The organism is Microcoleus sp. B6-A1 (genome assembly GCF_036705085.1).
GTDB lineage: Bacteria > Cyanobacteriota > Cyanobacteriia > Cyanobacteriales > Microcoleaceae > Microcoleus.
The window spans coordinates 1-15793 of the sequence record NZ_JAUBTU010000047.1 but is presented as its reverse complement, the minus strand read 5'-3'; the positions used below and the strand labels follow the sequence as shown (position 1 = coordinate 15793).

Annotated in this window: 9 protein-coding genes; 5 read left to right on the top strand and 4 right to left on the bottom strand. The window is 47.3% G+C overall.

The features are described from left to right. The first annotated feature begins 127 nt into the window (after positions 1-127). Complete coding sequence (locus QUB11_RS18180; RefSeq protein ID WP_333203763.1) at positions 128-3547, top strand: DUF4347 domain-containing protein; 3420 nt, start codon at positions 128-130, stop codon at positions 3545-3547. 783 nt (positions 3548-4330) lie between these two features. Then, positions 4331-7594, top strand: a complete 3264-nt coding sequence (locus QUB11_RS18175) for a DUF4347 domain-containing protein (RefSeq protein WP_333203761.1) — start codon at positions 4331-4333, stop codon at positions 7592-7594. A gap of 125 nt (positions 7595-7719) precedes the next feature. Here the strand turns inward: QUB11_RS18175 and QUB11_RS18170 are convergent, their stop codons facing one another. Beyond that, positions 7720-11457: a WD40 domain-containing protein gene (locus QUB11_RS18170; protein ID WP_333203759.1), complete on the bottom strand. Its 3738-nt coding sequence runs from the start codon at positions 11455-11457 to the stop codon at positions 7720-7722. Positions 11458-11667: 210 nt separating this feature from the next. Here QUB11_RS18170 and QUB11_RS18165 point away from each other — a divergent pair, with 210 nt between their 5' ends. Then, on the top strand, positions 11668-12294 hold the full coding sequence (locus QUB11_RS18165) for a HEAT repeat domain-containing protein (protein ID WP_333391320.1): 627 nt from the start codon (positions 11668-11670) through the stop codon (positions 12292-12294). Here the strand turns inward: QUB11_RS18165 and QUB11_RS18160 are convergent. Together QUB11_RS18160 and QUB11_RS18155 are read right to left on the bottom strand one after the other, a co-directional pair. Beyond that, complete coding sequence (locus QUB11_RS18160; RefSeq protein ID WP_333055302.1) at positions 12283-12576, bottom strand: DUF2103 domain-containing protein; 294 nt, start codon at positions 12574-12576, stop codon at positions 12283-12285. The genes QUB11_RS18165 and QUB11_RS18160 overlap by 12 nt on opposite strands. A 100-nt stretch (positions 12577-12676) precedes the next feature. Beyond that, on the bottom strand, positions 12677-13144 hold the full coding sequence (locus tag QUB11_RS18155) for a response regulator (RefSeq protein WP_333391318.1): 468 nt from the start codon (positions 13142-13144) through the stop codon (positions 12677-12679). Positions 13145-13314: 170 nt separating this feature from the next. Here QUB11_RS18155 and QUB11_RS18150 point away from each other — a divergent pair, with 170 nt between their 5' ends. Together QUB11_RS18150 and QUB11_RS18145 are read left to right on the top strand one after the other, a co-directional pair. Then, positions 13315-14322 (top strand): Rpn family recombination-promoting nuclease/putative transposase, encoded by a 1008-nt coding sequence (locus QUB11_RS18150; protein WP_333391316.1) that lies wholly within the window; start codon positions 13315-13317, stop codon positions 14320-14322. Between the two features lie 123 nt (positions 14323-14445). Continuing rightward, complete coding sequence (locus QUB11_RS18145) at positions 14446-14772, top strand: antibiotic biosynthesis monooxygenase (protein WP_333153332.1); 327 nt, start codon at positions 14446-14448, stop codon at positions 14770-14772. Here QUB11_RS18145 and cas6 read toward each other — a convergent pair whose 3' ends face one another. Beyond that, positions 14773-15654 carry a CRISPR-associated endoribonuclease Cas6 gene (gene cas6, locus QUB11_RS18140; RefSeq protein ID WP_333207471.1) on the bottom strand — a complete coding sequence of 294 codons (882 nt, stop codon included), beginning with the start codon at positions 15652-15654 and terminating at the stop codon, positions 14773-14775. Between the last annotated feature and the right edge of the window lie 139 nt (positions 15655-15793).

Below are 15793 nucleotides of genomic sequence, written 5' to 3'. Positions count from 1 at the left end.
ATAAATCACTAAAAAAGTTTTTAAAATGACCCCATTTCCCAATTGGGTGTTAAGATATAATGGAATAAGCCTGATGAGATAACTCCGGGGTGTATCTACTAATAATGCCCTTAATGGAGTCTCCAATATGAGTTCTACATTCGCTCAACTTAACTCACAATCTGCTTTTGAAAAAATGCCACCTCGCTGCTTAGTCTTCATTGACTCCGGCGTTAAAGATTACGAGTCAATTGCAGCGGGAGTGCTGCCGGGACAGCAGGTAGTAATACTCGATAGCACCAAAAACGGCATCGCACAAATCACGTCCGAGATGGAAAAATACGCCTCTACTAATGGGGCGATAGACTCGGTTCACATTATTTCTCACGGCAGTTCAGGCAGCTTACAATTAGGCAATACCTCTCTGGGTTCAGATAACATAGAGCAATACAAAAGCCAGTTGGAAAAGTGGCAAACTTCACTAGCCCCACAAGCAGACTTCATGGTGTACGGCTGCGATGTAGCAGGCGGTACAGGTGCTAATTTCCTCGATCGATTCAGTCAATTAACCGGGGCTGACGTTGCGGCATCCACCAACATAACCGGCCGTAGCGGCGACTGGAATTTAGAATTTGCTAAGGGTCAAATTGAATCTCCCTTAGCCTTGCAGCCAGAGGCTATGGCAAGTTACCAAGGTGATTTAGCTACGATCGTAGTAGCCAACAATAGCGATAGCGGGCCGGGTTCATTAAGGGCTGCGATCGCCAGCGCTGTTGCCGGCGATATCATTAACTTCGCTCCAGGTTTAGCCAGCCAAACCATTACCCTCACCAGCGGTCAACTCGATATTCCCGTTGGCAAAAACATCACGATTGACGGCGCCGCCGCACCCGGTTTAACCATCAGTGGCAACAACGCATCCCGCGCCTTTTTTGTCAACGCCAACGTTGCGACTGCTACCAATTTTGTGGTCAAAAACCTCATTATTACTAACGGCAAAACTACCGATCGAGGTGGCGCGATCGGCACAACCGACGAAGTAAACCTCACAGTAGAAAACGTTCAGTTCAACAACAACGTCGCCGATAAAGGCGGTGGCGCAATTTTTGGTAATTTCAACAATACCCTGACTGTTACCAACAGTAAATTCACTGGCAACGTAGCCACCTCCGCTAACGATGAACGCGGTGCAGGTGCGATCGGCTTTTTGAGTTCCAAAACTTTTACAGTCACCAACAGCGACTTCACCAACAACAAAGGAATTAACGGCGGGGCGATTAACAGCCTTCAAGGTAAGTTAACCATTGACAACTCGCGATTCATCGGCAACGACACCACCTCCGCCTCTTACGCCACAGGCAAAGTTAATCCTGGTTTAAGGGGTAACGGTGGCGCTATTTACACAGACAGAGCCAGCAATCCGAGCGAAGCTTCCGGCACAATCAAGATCACCAAAAGTGTATTTCAAGACAACAAAGGGCGAGGCGAAGGCGGAGCAGCTTATCTGTTCACCGGTAGCCAGGACAATGTAATTTTGGAAAACACCACCTTCCAAAATAACGAAGTTATGGCGCTCACAGGCAGCCCCAATGGTGGAAATCCTGGAAATGGTGGTGCGGTAACGATTTTGAGCGACAGCACCAACAAGGGATTGACCATTGCCAACACCACCTTTGCTGGCAACAAAGCCAATAATCAAGGTGGCGGCCTGTGGATGCGAAATGCCCCTACTACGATTACTAACAGTACGTTTTCTGGCAACTCCACGGCGTTTGCTGCTGGTAATTTCAACAAACTCGGCGGTGCAATGACTCTTGGTGCACCCACAACCATTCTCAACACGACGATCGCCGATAATTCTGCCGGCTGGGTTGGTGGAGGTATCTTCGCCGCTGCCAATAATGTCACCCTCAAAAACACGATTCTTTCCAACAATACAGCGGCTAACGGAGGAAACCCTTGGGGCATTCAGCAACACGTCACCGCCCAATATAGCGATCAAGGAGGGAATTTTCAGTGGCCGGTGATTAGCACCGATACCAAGGTAACGACAAGTGTGACGATCGCAGACCCCTTACTCGGCCCTTTGCAAAACATCAACGGCGCTTTAGTCAGGCCCCTGCTGACAGGAAGTCCGGCAATTGATAAAGGGATTGCCACCGGCGCACCCGCTACGGATCAGCGCGGCGTGGCTCGCCCTCAAGATGGCGACAGCATTCCAGGTGCGATCGTAGACAGCGGCTCTTTTGAATTGGGAGGTAGTGTCGTCCCGGTGCCAACTCCGACGCCCGCGCCGACTCCTACTCCCACACCGACTCCGGCGCCAACTCCGACGCCCGCGCCAACTCCTACTCCCACACCGACTCCGGCGCCAACTCCGACGCCCGCGCCGATTCCAACTGAGACTCCGACACCCACACCCGAACCCACTCCTACTCCCACACCGACTCCGGCGCCAACTCCCACACCCGAACCCACTCCTACTCCCACACCGACTCCGGCGCCGACTCCGACGCCCGCGCCAACTCCTACTCCCACACCGACTCCGCCGCCGACTCCGACTCCGGCGCCAACTCCAACTCCGGCTTCGGATGGTTCCCCGCTCGATGACCTCAACCCCCCCCAACTAGATCCTGCCACCATCACCCCCAACCCCGTCCAACAAACTATCAACGGCGGCGAAGGTATCGATTTCATGATGGGCGGTGTCATCAACGACTCAATTAACGGACTTACCGGCAACGATACACTCTACGGCATGGGCGGCAATGACAACATTGACGGCGGCGCAGATAACGACTCAATCTTCGGCAATGGAGGCAGCGATTTCATCTCTGGCGGCGCTGGCAACGATACCATCTACGCTGGCAAAGATCCTGACACTGTGGTTGGTGGTGAGGGCGACGACTTTTTGAGGGGAGATATCGGCAATGATACTGTTGCCGGCGGCCTTGGCAACGACAGCATTTTCGGCGGTAAAGATGACGATATCTTGCTGGGTGAAGATGGGGACGACTACATTTTAGGCAACTTAGGAAATGACACAATTAATGCTGGAAATGGCAACGATATTGCCTTTGGCAATGAAGGTGCAGACCTGATTTTTGGCGACATCGGTAACGATACCCTGTACGGAGGCAAAGAAAACGACAGTCTCGATGGCGGTGAGGGCAACGACTTACTCTTCGGTGGCAATGACAACGATGTGCTCTGTGGCGACATCGGTAACGATACCCTGTACGGCGGCAAAGGTAATGATATTCTCAGCGGTGGTGCTGGGGACGATTTCCTTTCCGGGGATGTTGGGGACGATACATTGACGGGAGGTTCGGGAAATGATGTGTTTTTCCTCAATCAAAGTGTGGGTAGCGACATCATTAATGATTTCCGCAAGGGAGAGGATTTAATTGGGTTGAATTCTGGTTTGAGTTTTAATCAACTCAGTATTACTTCCAGCAACAATCAGACTTTGATTACTGTGACGGATACCAATCAATTGTTGGCGAAGCTTAACAATATTACCCCCGGTATTCTCACTGCTAGCGATTTCACTCAGGTAACAATCTAACTGCCGGGGGTAGGGTGCGCCATAAGCAGCCAGCCCGCTTAGAAGTGCTGAAGAAAGCTCTAAAGCTCTCAAACTCCTGAAAGTTGGGGATGACGTTAGCGTCGCCCGTCCCTACGGGGCCTACGCCAACGAAGAGGAGCGATCGATCTGATTCTTTTCAACAGCGATCGGTAATAAATCTTGTTTATTGCCGATCGCCCACACCTAGAATGAGGCACATCCGTCTATTGCACTCCTGAGCTGGCTAGCCATAAGTAGCGCCCGAATAAAGCAAGCTTTCTCAACAACAAAATTTCCGATTTTTGGGAACTTTTTTCCTGCAGGTAAAAAAGTTAAAACAATCAAATTGTTAGGCAATTTTCCTGGTTTTCGCTAAGGTGAACGTATCAGGTAATAGCTAGAGAAATTGTCGGAAATTTGGCAAGTATAAAATCTTTTTGTAGTTTTACGTATCCCATGCTTATCAATGGTTTGAGGTACTACTTGTCGGGCTAAAGATGTGCAGGGTAAATCTACAGAGAGAGGTTCCCCGTGGCAGACTATTTACATTACATCTTCTGCAATTAATTGCTAAAGAAATCGCAATTTCTACACAGCTTAAGCTGATTAGGGAGACAAGTCTCGGATTTCACTTAGGCATAAAATTCAAGTTTTTTCTTAAATTTGAATTTCCCCGATGGATCACCGAGGTTTTAATCCTGCCTACTGCCTTCTGCATCTCTAGCCTTCTGCTTTCAAGGTGAATCTACCAGCAAATAGTAAACATTCTCATGGGTATGCGAAATGAGTTCAACTTTTGCCACCAACATGGATTCACAATCTGTTCTCCGCAATGTTGGTTCTAAATCTATTGTCTTCATTGATTCCGACTTAGATGACTATCAAACTCTTGCGGGTGGCGTGCTTCCCGGTGCAGAGATCATCATTTTAGATAAAAATGGTAACGGAGTAGAGCAAATTACTGCGAAACTGCAAACAATTTCTGCTGCGGGGGAAACTGTAGAGCAAGTTCACATTTTTTCTCACGGCAATTCTGGCAGCTTGCAGCTAGGTTCTGCCACGCTGAATTCGGATAATTTGCCGCAATATGAAAGCCAGTTGCAAGGGTGGCGAAATGCGCTAAGCGACAAAGCAGATATTGTGCTTTACGGTTGTGATCTTGCTGCGGGTTCGGGAAGCAATTTTGTCGATCGCCTGGGCGAGTTAACCGGGGCTGATATTGCGGCATCTAGCGATCGCACTGGCCGCGGCGGTAACTGGAATTTGGAGTTTGCCAAGGGTGATATTGAAGCACCGCTAGCCTTGACTCCAGAGGCAATGGCGGATTATCAAGGGACTTTAGCGACTATTACCGTTACCAACAATAATGATAGCGGGCCGGGTTCATTGAGAGATGCGATCGCCTCCGCAGCAGCCGGCGATACCATTCAATTTGCCTCGACTCTTGCGGGCCAAACAATTACTCTCTCGAACGGTCAACTTGTCATCAACAAAAACTTGACAATTGATGCAGTTGGTGCAGCAAATTTAACCATCAGTGGCAACAATGCTTCGCGGGTAATCCGCACAGAAGGTGCAACAAATGTTACTCTAAAAAACCTGATTGTTGCCAACGGCAAAGTTTCTGGAACCGATCCCAATAGTGAGGCAACTAGCGCCGGTGGTGGCATTCAAACAGGAAGTAGCAGCACTTTAACTTTAGAAAATTGCCAAGTCAATAATAATGTTGCCGGTTTTGGTGGCGGCATTTACACGGGTTTCCGCAGCACGACGACTGTAATTAACAGCAAGTTTAGCGGCAATGACGGTTCGCGAGCGGACAATACCGAACGCGGTGGCGGCGCGATCGCCACTAAAAGCGGCGGTGTTCTGACTATCAGAGATAGCGAATTTACCAACAACAAAGGCAGCTACGGCGGAGCTGTTAATAACCTGTTGGGCAGCATGACGATCGAAAACTCTAAATTCATCGGCAACGTGACAGATAAAGGCGTTGGCGGGGCAGTTTACGTCGATGGCGCTAATGCTTCCGGCCCGAATGCAACCCCCGGCCCGGTGGCCGGAAATATTGCCATCCGCAACAGCATTTTTGATGGCAATATCGGAGCGAGAGAAGGAGGAGCAGGGTTTTTATTTGGCTATCTTCAAGATAAGATAGTTTTGGAAAATAGCACTTTTATTAACAATAAAGCTGTTAAGGATCTAGCAGGAGTTGGAGGTTCGGGAGGCGCAATTCGTCACGGAAATGTGGATCTTACGGTAACAAACTCCACTTTTGCTAATAACCAAGCTGAAGATAATGGGGGCGGTTTGTGGTCAGGAGGGAATGGAAATATCAGCATTGTCAACAGTACATTTTCCGGCAACAGCGCTGCTAAGCAGGGCGGAGGAATGCTTGTCGCTAACAGAGATTCCTTTTCGACTAACATCGTCAATTCGACTTTTGCTAAGAATACCGCTGAATTTTCGGGAGGTATTGCTACTTTTAACGATCCTGTGAAATCGCCAATTACTGTCAAGAATTCGATTTTTGATAGGAATACGGCAAGTAACTCTTTTAAAACTAGGCAGCACACGGGACGGGAGCTCATCGATGGGGGAAACAATATTCAATTTCCCGCTAAACTGACGACCGGAGATCCTAATGATAGTAATGTTACGGCAAATGTGACGATCGCAGACCCCTTACTCGGCCCTTTGGAAAATATTAACGGGGCTTTCGTGCTGCCGCTGCTAACAGGAAGTCCGGCAATTGATACTGGTACTGGTGCGGGCGCGCCGGCGGCTGATCAGCGCGGTGTCAGTCGCCCTCAAGATGGTGATAATAACGGAAGTGCGATCGTTGATATTGGCGCTTATGAACTTAACCCTACAGTCACGCCGACTCCAACTCCGACACCGACTCCAACTCCGACGCCCACTCCGACTCCGACTCCCACACCCGAACCAACTCCCACGCCCACACCCGAACCAACTCCCACGCCCACACCCGAACCAACTCCCACGCCCACACCCGAACCCACACCCACGCCCACACCCGAACCCACACCCACGCCCACGCCCACTCCGGCCTTAGATGATTGCCTACTCGATAGCCTCAACGCCCCCCAACTAGATCCGGCCACCATCACCCCCAACCCCGTCCAACAAACTATCAACGGCGGCGACACTACCGATTTCATCATGGGTGGCGGCATCAACGACTCAATTAACGGACAAGCCGGCAACGATACTCTCTACGGCATGGCCGGCAATGACAACATTGACGGCGCTGCAGATAACGACTCAATCTTCGGTAATGAAGGCAGCGATTTCATCTCTGGCGACGCTGGCAACGATACCATCTACGCTGGCAAAGATCCTGACACTGTGGTTGGTGGTGAGGGCGACGACTTTTTGAGGGGAGATATCGGCAATGATACTGTTGCCGGCGGCCTTGGCAACGACAGCATTTTCGGCGGTAAAGATGACGATATCTTGCTGGGTGAAGATGGGGACGACTACATTTTAGGCAACTTAGGAAATGACACAATTAATGCTGGAAATGGCACCGATATTGCCTTTGGCAATGAAGGTGCAGACCTGATTTTTGGCGACATCGGTAACGATACCCTGTACGGAGGCAAAGAAAACGACAGTCTCGATGGCGGTGAGGGCAACGACTTACTCTTCGGTGGCAATGACAACGATGTGCTCTGTGGCGACATCGGTAACGATACCCTGTACGGCGGCAAAGGTAATGATATTCTCAGCGGTGGTGCTGGGGACGATTTCCTTTCCGGGGATGTTGGGGACGATACATTGACGGGAGGTTCGGGAAATGATGTGTTTTTCCTCAATCAAAGTGTGGGTAGCGACATCATTAATGATTTCCGCAGGGGAGAGGATTTAATTGGGTTGAATTCTGATTTGAGTTTTAATCAACTCAGTATTAGTTCCAGCAACAATCAGACTTTGATTACTGTGACGGATACCAATCAATTGTTGGCGAAGCTTAACAATATTACCCCCGGTATTCTCACTGCTAACGATTTCATTACTCTGTAATTATTATAGCAATCCTCGCATCATTTGTGAATTTCTTACTCCCTCCCCTTGGTCAGGGGAGGGTTGGGGTGGGGTAAAAAAATTACGACTCCTGCAAGGATTGCTATAATAAAGCGGACTTGATACTATTCCCTTCCAATACGATCGCACAAATGTCTATCTTCCTCCTTCACCTCAGCATTTGTCCGCAAATAATCGCGCACGCGATCGCAACCATCAGCCAACAAATCCACTTTCAAAACTCGATCCACATCCCACAAAATCAGCGTATTATCCTCACTCACAGAAGCCACAAATGACCCATCCCCACTATACGCTACCCCCCGAATCGCCGCAGAGTTACCTCTGATGGTCGTTAATTGGGTACCGTCAAGCTTCCAAAACTTCAGCGTATTGTCTACACTACCAGAAGCAATAATATTACCATCCGGGCTAAACGCCACCCCCCATACCGCGGCAAGATGACCTTCCAGAGTTCTCAGTAACTTACCATCCACAGTCCAAAGCTTAATCGTATTGTCCCCGCTGCCAGAAGCCAGAAATTTACCGTCAGGGCTAAATGCCACCCTCCACACAGCAGCAGTATGACCTTGAAAAGTTCTCACTAAAGTACCATCAAGCTTCCACAACTTAACAGTACCATCCCCTCCTGCCGAAGCAATTAGCTGACCGTCAGGGCTAAATACCACCTGCCAAATAGGAGCATGATGTCCTGTCATAGTATGCAATAAAGTACCATCTGGCCGCCAAAGCTTGATAGTATTATCTTGACTTCCAGAAGCAAGAATTTGACCGTCAGGACTGAAAGCCAACCCCATAACTGTAGCGTTATGACCTACCAAAGTTGCGATCGCTTTTCCGTTTCGAGTCCAGATATTCACCTTATTATCATTTCGGCCAGAAGCAATTAACTTGCCATCGCCACTCATGGCAACAGCATAAATCGCAGCGTTTTCTACAGTGAAAGTCCTCAACAATTTGCCTTGCCGACTCCAAAGCTTAGTCGTGCCATCCTCGCTGCCTGTAGCAATTGTAGAACTATCCGAACTCAGTGCGATCGCCCAAATCCCCGCTTTATGTGCAGTAATCATCGTTCGCAATGGGTTTTGACTCTGCCACAGCCTCACCGTATTTTCTGCACCCGCCGAAGCAATAAAACTGCCATCCGGGCTCCAAGCTATCCCCCAAATCGCAGCAGTGTGACCTCTCAATGTCGTCCGTTCTGTTCCGTCAAGATTCCAGAGTTTTACAGTTTGATCCCGACTTGCAGAAGCAAGAGTCTGACCATCGGGACTGAAAACAACTCCCGATACTACAGCAGAATGACCTTCAAGCGTTCGTAGGGGCAGCGCCCCCGTGCCTGGCCCATTAACTGTCCAGAGTTTCACCGTTTTGTCTCCACTTCCTGAAGCCACAATCTGACCGTCTGGACTAAACGCCGCTGCAGATAACACAGAAGTATGACCCCGGAAAGTTCGTAGGGGCAGTGCCCCCGTGCCGGCCCCGTCTTTGTTCCAGAGTTTCACCGTTTTGTCTCCACTTGCCGTAACAATAGTCTGACCGTCTGGACTGAAAGCCACTGAGGGTACCCCAGCAGTATGACCCTGGAGAGTTCGTAGGGGCAGTGCCCCCGTGCCGGCCCCGTCTTTGTTCCAGAGTTTCACCGTTTTGTCCATGCTGGCAGAAGCAATTGTTTGACCGTCGGGACTAAACGCCACTGTCCAGATACCAGCAGTATGACCCTGAAAAGTTCGTAGGGGCAGTGCCCCCGTGCCTGCCCTATCCAGTTTCCAAAGTTTTACAGTTCCATCATCACTTCCAGAAGCAATAAACTGACCGTCCGGGCTAAATTTGACAGACCGAACGATCGCCTGATGACCTTTGAGTGTTGCTATTTCCGTTCCGTCCCGCCGCCACAGTTTAATAGTTTTATCCACACTTGTTGAGGCAATAAACTTACTGTCCCGACTAATATCAATTCCAATAGCAGCCGCTTTATGTCCCGATAAACGGTTGTATTCATCCCCTTCATAAACCGCTTGACGCAATACATTGATCACTCGCTCTTCAATATTTTTATCTGTCTTGCCTAAGTTTTGTAGTCGCCGCTTAGCTTTAATTGCTGCTATTAGTGCATCCAATCGGCGATTAGAGGCAAACAGCCCCTCCGAGGAAGAAACCAGCGCTTCAATTTCACTCATCCGAGCTTCGCGCTCACTAATAACTGCTCGGCGATACTGAAAATAACTTGTTACTCCTAAAGCACAGGCAAGCAGCAGTGCCATACTCACAGAAAATAGTAAGGCCCTCTGTCGTTTAACTGCTTTTTTTTCTTGAATTAATCGCATTTGTTCCTCGGCCAGTCGCGCTTCCACTTCTTTGGTGCGTTCTGCTTCTAAAGCTTGTTGAACTTCTCGCCTATCTAGTTCGGCACTAGCAGCTAAGAACTGATAGTCTAGGTTACTCAAGCTTTTTTCCTGCGCCCAGATTTGACCATCTTTTAAAGCTTGTCCCCGCAAAAGTCGGGAAAAATCTGTTTGTTGTGAAGCAACCCAAGCATCGAAGGTTTGCGAGTAGGGGCGCAGTTGCCCTAATTGCTTCTCTACCCATTCCAGATTAAAAACTTCAGCATAAACCCTGTTTCTCACCTGTAAATAACCATTAGTTTTGACAACTAATCCCGATAATAATAGTTCAATTTGTTCTGGTGAGTCATCAGTTGATACCCTTCCCGCTCTTTTGCTCAAAGGTAAAAATCTTTCATTTCCTAGTAGGGGCAATTCCCCTGTAGTTGCCCTATAAAGATTTGGGTCAGGCACGGGGGTAATGCCCCTATCATCCTCTTCAAAGTCCCACAATGAAAGAGAACCGCTGGTTAAGGGGGGGTTAGATTGTAAAATTTGCTGGTAGATGCCGAGTAATCGGCCCGCGCGTTGTTCGTTGCGAATAATCCGCTCCTTTATGGTTTTTAAATGTTCCGGCTCATCCTGAGATTCCCATTTATTGATGATATTTTCTCGCACTAAACGAGCTACCCAAAACTCTTCTGTTCCGGCGGGAATTGTTACTACTTTTTGCGGTGTAGTTTGAGTTGCTATGTAGGCTAAATAGCACAGTTTTTGCGTAAGAAATGGCTGCCCAGAAGTCCAAGCCAATATCTGTGTGAGAATAGCTTGAGAATTATTGACTACACTTGCCAATCCCGCCGCTAATGGCTGGGCTTCTTCGAGTTCAAAACCTCGTAAATTTATGGCGCGACCAATATTAAAAGGCGTTCGTTTTTTATCAACAATTAAATCGCTAGGGGTTGCTACTCCAAATATTGCAAAAGTAATACGATTATATGCTGGATTAATTGAGCGTTGATTATAGCAAAAGCGAATTAGGGCAAAAAAATCATCGACAGGAAACTCTAGACTGAGAACACTGTCAATTTCATCAATAAATATAAAATTTTTTTCTTCAGGAAACTTGGCTAACAAAATATCTTCAATAAAATGACTCAATCTTTGCAGAAATGATACATCTTCTTCATCACGCCACCAGGTTTTTAGGTTAACTTGCCCTAAAAGATTGAAGCCGCGCCACAGTTCCCCAATCATGCCTTTATACCACTGTAAAGGAGTGATATTTTCGCTACCGATGCGAGTCATGTCGATCGTGCTGCACTGAAAACCTTCTGCTTGCAGTCGGTGCAGGGTACGGACTAAAAGAGAAGATTTGCCCATTTGCCGGGAGTTAAGAACGTAACAAAATTCGCCAGCTTTTAAGGCTTCATAAAGTTCGGAATCTGCTTGCCGAACTACGTATGTAGGCGCATCACTGGCGAGACTTCCACCAATTTGGTATGTTACCTGGGTCATGGGGTTTATGGGTGGGTTTAAAGCTGAGTATGTAGGGAATTTATTTAGAGGTAAGGATGTGGTGCTGGAGCTTCATTATAATATAATAGCCATCCTAAATCATTTGTAAATTTCTTACTCCCTCCCCTTGATAAGGGGAGGGTTGGGGTGGGGTCAAAAATTTACGACCCAACCTACAATTACAATAGTCACGGTAAAGCTTACAAATAAATGGCATTAGAACTAATTCAGGCTGTCGAAAAAGCAGATTCTTCCGAGGGCTTGTTAAAGGCGGTCAAAGCACTGGCCGCGGCTCCCTCAAAACAAGCAATTCCTACCTTAATTACAGTGCTCGGTTACAACAACCCAGGCGCTGCTGTTGCAGCCGTTGATGGGCTGATTAAACTCGGAGAAGCTGCGGTGCTGCCGCTTCTAGAACAGCTTGACGGCTACAATTACGGGGCGAGAGCTTGGGCTGTTCGGGCTTTGGCGGGAATTGGCGACCCCAGGGGTTTGGAGATTTTGCTGGATGCGGCGGCGAATGACTTTGCTTTGAGCGTGCGGCGGGCAGCCGCTAGGGGTTTGGGGACGATTTGCTGGGAACTGATGCCGGCAGAACAAATTGCAGATGCTCAACTTCGCGCTGTGAAAACGCTACTGCAAGCGTCCCGAGATCCAGAATGGGTGGTGCGCTACGCAGCAGCGGGGGGTTTGCAAGCTTTGGCGGGTGCTGCGACTGTTAAACCGGATTGGTTAGCGGAAGTTTCGGCCCGACTTGAGGAAATCACCCAAAGCGATGAAACTACTTCTGTTAGGGCTCGGGCTTTGCTTGCTAAGGAAAAATTGTCACTTGGGTAGGGTTTGGGCGATCGTCTCTTCCAAGTCCCCTTGAGTGAGAGTGGTTAATATAAAGACTTCTTGTACGGTTTTGCCCTGTCTGGCGATGATTTTAAATCCCCCGCGGATGGGTACTGACACTCTTAATGTCATGCGGGGGATGTGTCCTTTAACTTTGTTGATGACGCCGGGAGTGACTGTTTGAATGCCCATTTTTAGGGTGAGGCGCTCTAAAATTGGTATCAAACCGGGAAGGTGGGTAGAGTGGTTCCAAACAAGGCGGCCTTTGGGTTGTGCGTTCATAAATATTTAACCAAATTCAACATACCCAGTCTAAGCCACCCCTGGGGGGAACCAGTTTGAAATTCCCTCAACTTATGTATCCATAACGTTACTGTGCGTGTTATTGCGAGCAAACCGAGGCAATCTCAAACCGAGATTTTTGATGGCTGGCGCGCAAGCTGAGATTTGATGGTGCAGAATTGTCCTGTACTTTTTGATGTTGTGGGTTGCTAACTGTCGGTTTTTCTAGTTGAGTGGCGATCGCCCCGAGGATTTCTGTGACACTGCAAGGTTTCTGGAGATAGCCGTCTGCTTTGAGTTCCAGGGCTTTTTCCATTTCGGAGGCTGTCATAAAAATAAACGGAATGCTGGCGGTTGCAGGGTGCGATCGCACGGCTGCGAATACTTCAAAACCGTTTAGCTCTGGCATCATGACATCTGACAAAATTAAATCGGGAATTTCGGCTGCTAACTCGATACCGACTTTTCCATTTTCAGCACCCACAGCTTCAAAACCGCGCGATTGCAGAAGTTCTAATACGGTTTCTCGAATTAAGTTATTGTCTTCAATTACTAATATTTTGGTCATTTTTGTTACTTTTATGTTGGTTTTATTTTTACTTGTATGTTAAATTTATATCACCCGTATTTTCCTAAATTCAAGTGGGCTATTGCAGCTACCCAGTTTTCGCAGCCCCGAAGCGATCGCGCTTCATCAAAATCTTTCATAAATCAATAAAACCGATTAAGAAAAATATCATGAAATTTATCAGCCCTAAAACAGACTTTGCCTTCAAAAAAATCTTTGGTTCCACCGACAGCCAAGACATCCTCATCAGCTTCTTAAATGCTCTAATTTACGCCGGTGAGCCAATCATCCAAGACTTGCAAATTATTGACCCTTACTCGGCTGCTACCGTTAGCGGACTCAAAGATAGTTATTTGGATGTCAAAGCTCGAATTACCGGCAACAAGACGGTAATTATTGAAATGCAAGTTTTGAATGTAGCCGCTTTTGAAAAACGAGTCATCTACAACCTAGCCAAAACCTATGCCAACCAACTCAAAATTAGAGAAGGTTATCCTAGATTGCAACCAGTAATTGCTTTGACGATTACTGATTTTGAAATGTTTAAAGAACAACCTGATGTTATTTCTCATTTTGTGTTCAAGGAAAAAGATAAACTATTTGATTATCCCCATCTCCAAGTTGAAATGTTTTTTGTGGAATTGCCGAAATTTAAAAAACAGTTAGATGAACTCACAACTTTGACAGATAAATGGATTTATTTTCTGAAAAATACTCCCGATCTAGAAACAATACCAGCCACAATGGAAACAGTTCCAGAACTAGAAAAAGCTTTTCAAATTGCCAATGAGGCTAACTTAAGCTTGAAAGAGTTCGAGGATATGGAAGCCCAGGAAATGGCGATCGAAGAACAGCGGGGAATAATTACTAGGGGCGTAGAAGAAGGTCTGGAGCGAGCTTTGGAGCAAGCTTTGGAGCCAGCTTTGGAGCGAGCTTTGGAGCCAGCTAGGATTCAAGCGATGCAAGAAGGGATTCAAGCAGGCCGTCAAGAAGGGATTCAAGCAGGTCAAAGAGTATTAATTCTGCGTCTGCTGGAACGACGTGTAGGAGCCGTAAATCCCGATGTAGTTTCGCGGATTGGGGAATTATCGGTTGAGCAATTAGAGAGTTTGGTGGAGGAGGTAGTCGGATTTTCTAGTTTATCCGATTTAATGGTTTGGTTGGATAGAGCAGAATAATCGAAAGATCGATCGCTGTGAGGTTTTTTTAGGTCGATCTACTTATAAACAGCGATATTCACAAATTTCGGGCGATCGGGTAAAATATAACTTAGTGTATCGCTATTAAGTGAGGAAAAAGATATGTCAGAATTTCTCGACTTTCTCCGACATCAGTTTGCCTACGTTGCCATTGGCGAATTTAAACCAGGAAAATTTGAAGCTGCAGAACAACTTTTTGAAAAAGCCGTGGCAACTTATGCCACAGGTTTTAAGGGAGCATACCTGCTGCAATTGCCCAATACAGACAAAGGTATTGCCATCATTTTTTGGGAAAGCGTAGAAGATATGGCAGCCAATCAAAGCGAAGCTTATCAGGAAATATTGAAGCAGATGGCGCCTTTGTTTGCGAAAATACCAGACACAAATATTTATGAAATAGTCAGTGAAATTCAGCCCAAAGGTGAATAATTAAAAAACCTGCAACCGGCGCGTCATTCCCATTCCCATCGGCGTTTTTCGCCCGACTCCGCTATAAAGCGCAAAATCTGCTAAAGTGTTAATTTGCTTGATAGTAGCAGGAGCTATATCTCCCATAATTCGGTAACTAATATCCCCGACGCAGCCAATAAATTTACTGCGAGAATCTGTACTAACTTCTGTTCGGATATCGAAAAAACTGGGGAAAATAGCTTCTGTGAAAGTAGGTTCGATCGCCATCCGGCTGTACTTGTTCCAGCGATTAGCTAAACTGCCAAAAATACTCTCACGAGTGGGCATAGCACTATCGTATACACCTTGCCTAAAATTAGTAGGAGTGCAAAAACTAAAAGCAATTTGGCGCTCAGTTTCCGACGCTCTATCGAACAATTCGGCGTAAGTACAAAAGTTTACCCACGGCTGGTTGGATTGCGGTTCGCTCAAAATATTAGTAATGTATATATTTGTCGGGCCCAGATGCCAAGGGCGAGCGAAATTAAGTTGCTGCCAAAGTTGAGTTAGGCGATCGAACAAACCGTCATCCAGCAGAGAAATTCGCCACCAAATCGGCGTATTTTCCTGAATTGGTTGCTTGTGTTCCCACTGTACAGCCGGAGATATTGTGTGGGAATCCGAAGCCAAAACTCTCTTTTGTGGCTGGGGCTTGCTGCTTTTGTAAGCCTCTTTTCTGCTTACTTGAAAAGGGCTTAAAGTGAAAGCTTTTTCATGAGATTGGTCGTGCAGGTACGCGCTCAAATCGCTGTCTACAGCACTCACAAGGTTGAGAAATAAAGCGTGGAGATGCCGTCCCGTTAAAAACTGGGATGGAATTGGTGCAACTGGCAGCAGGTTTAAAACAAGGCTGTGGGGCATTTTTAAATTCTATACTGTGTCTCTATATATTTTCAGCTCGTATTAATATTACAGCTAAGTTGGCACTTAGGAATGAGAATTAAATAACTTCCACAAGTTTGTGGGATGGGCGTCCCGCCCGTCCAAAAAGGACGGGCGG

Excerpts from the sequence above, each read along its gene's own strand:
- QUB11_RS18165 (WP_333391320.1), top strand. The coding sequence starts at position 11,668 with ATGGCATTAGAACTAATTCAGGCTGTCGAAAAAGCAGATTCTTCCGAG.
- QUB11_RS18170 (WP_333203759.1), bottom strand. The coding sequence starts at position 11,457 with ATGACCCAGGTAACATACCAAATTGGTGGAAGTCTCGCCAGTGATGCG.
- QUB11_RS18150 (WP_333391316.1), top strand. The coding sequence starts at position 13,315 with ATGAAATTTATCAGCCCTAAAACAGACTTTGCCTTCAAAAAAATCTTT.
- QUB11_RS18175 (WP_333203761.1), top strand. The coding sequence starts at position 4,331 with ATGAGTTCAACTTTTGCCACCAACATGGATTCACAATCTGTTCTCCGC.
- QUB11_RS18180 (WP_333203763.1), top strand. The coding sequence starts at position 128 with ATGAGTTCTACATTCGCTCAACTTAACTCACAATCTGCTTTTGAAAAA.
- QUB11_RS18145 (WP_333153332.1), top strand. The coding sequence starts at position 14,446 with ATGTCAGAATTTCTCGACTTTCTCCGACATCAGTTTGCCTACGTTGCC.
- cas6 (WP_333207471.1), bottom strand. The coding sequence starts at position 15,654 with ATGCCCCACAGCCTTGTTTTAAACCTGCTGCCAGTTGCACCAATTCCA.
- QUB11_RS18155 (WP_333391318.1), bottom strand. The coding sequence starts at position 13,144 with ATGACCAAAATATTAGTAATTGAAGACAATAACTTAATTCGAGAAACC.
- QUB11_RS18160 (WP_333055302.1), bottom strand. The coding sequence starts at position 12,576 with ATGAACGCACAACCCAAAGGCCGCCTTGTTTGGAACCACTCTACCCAC.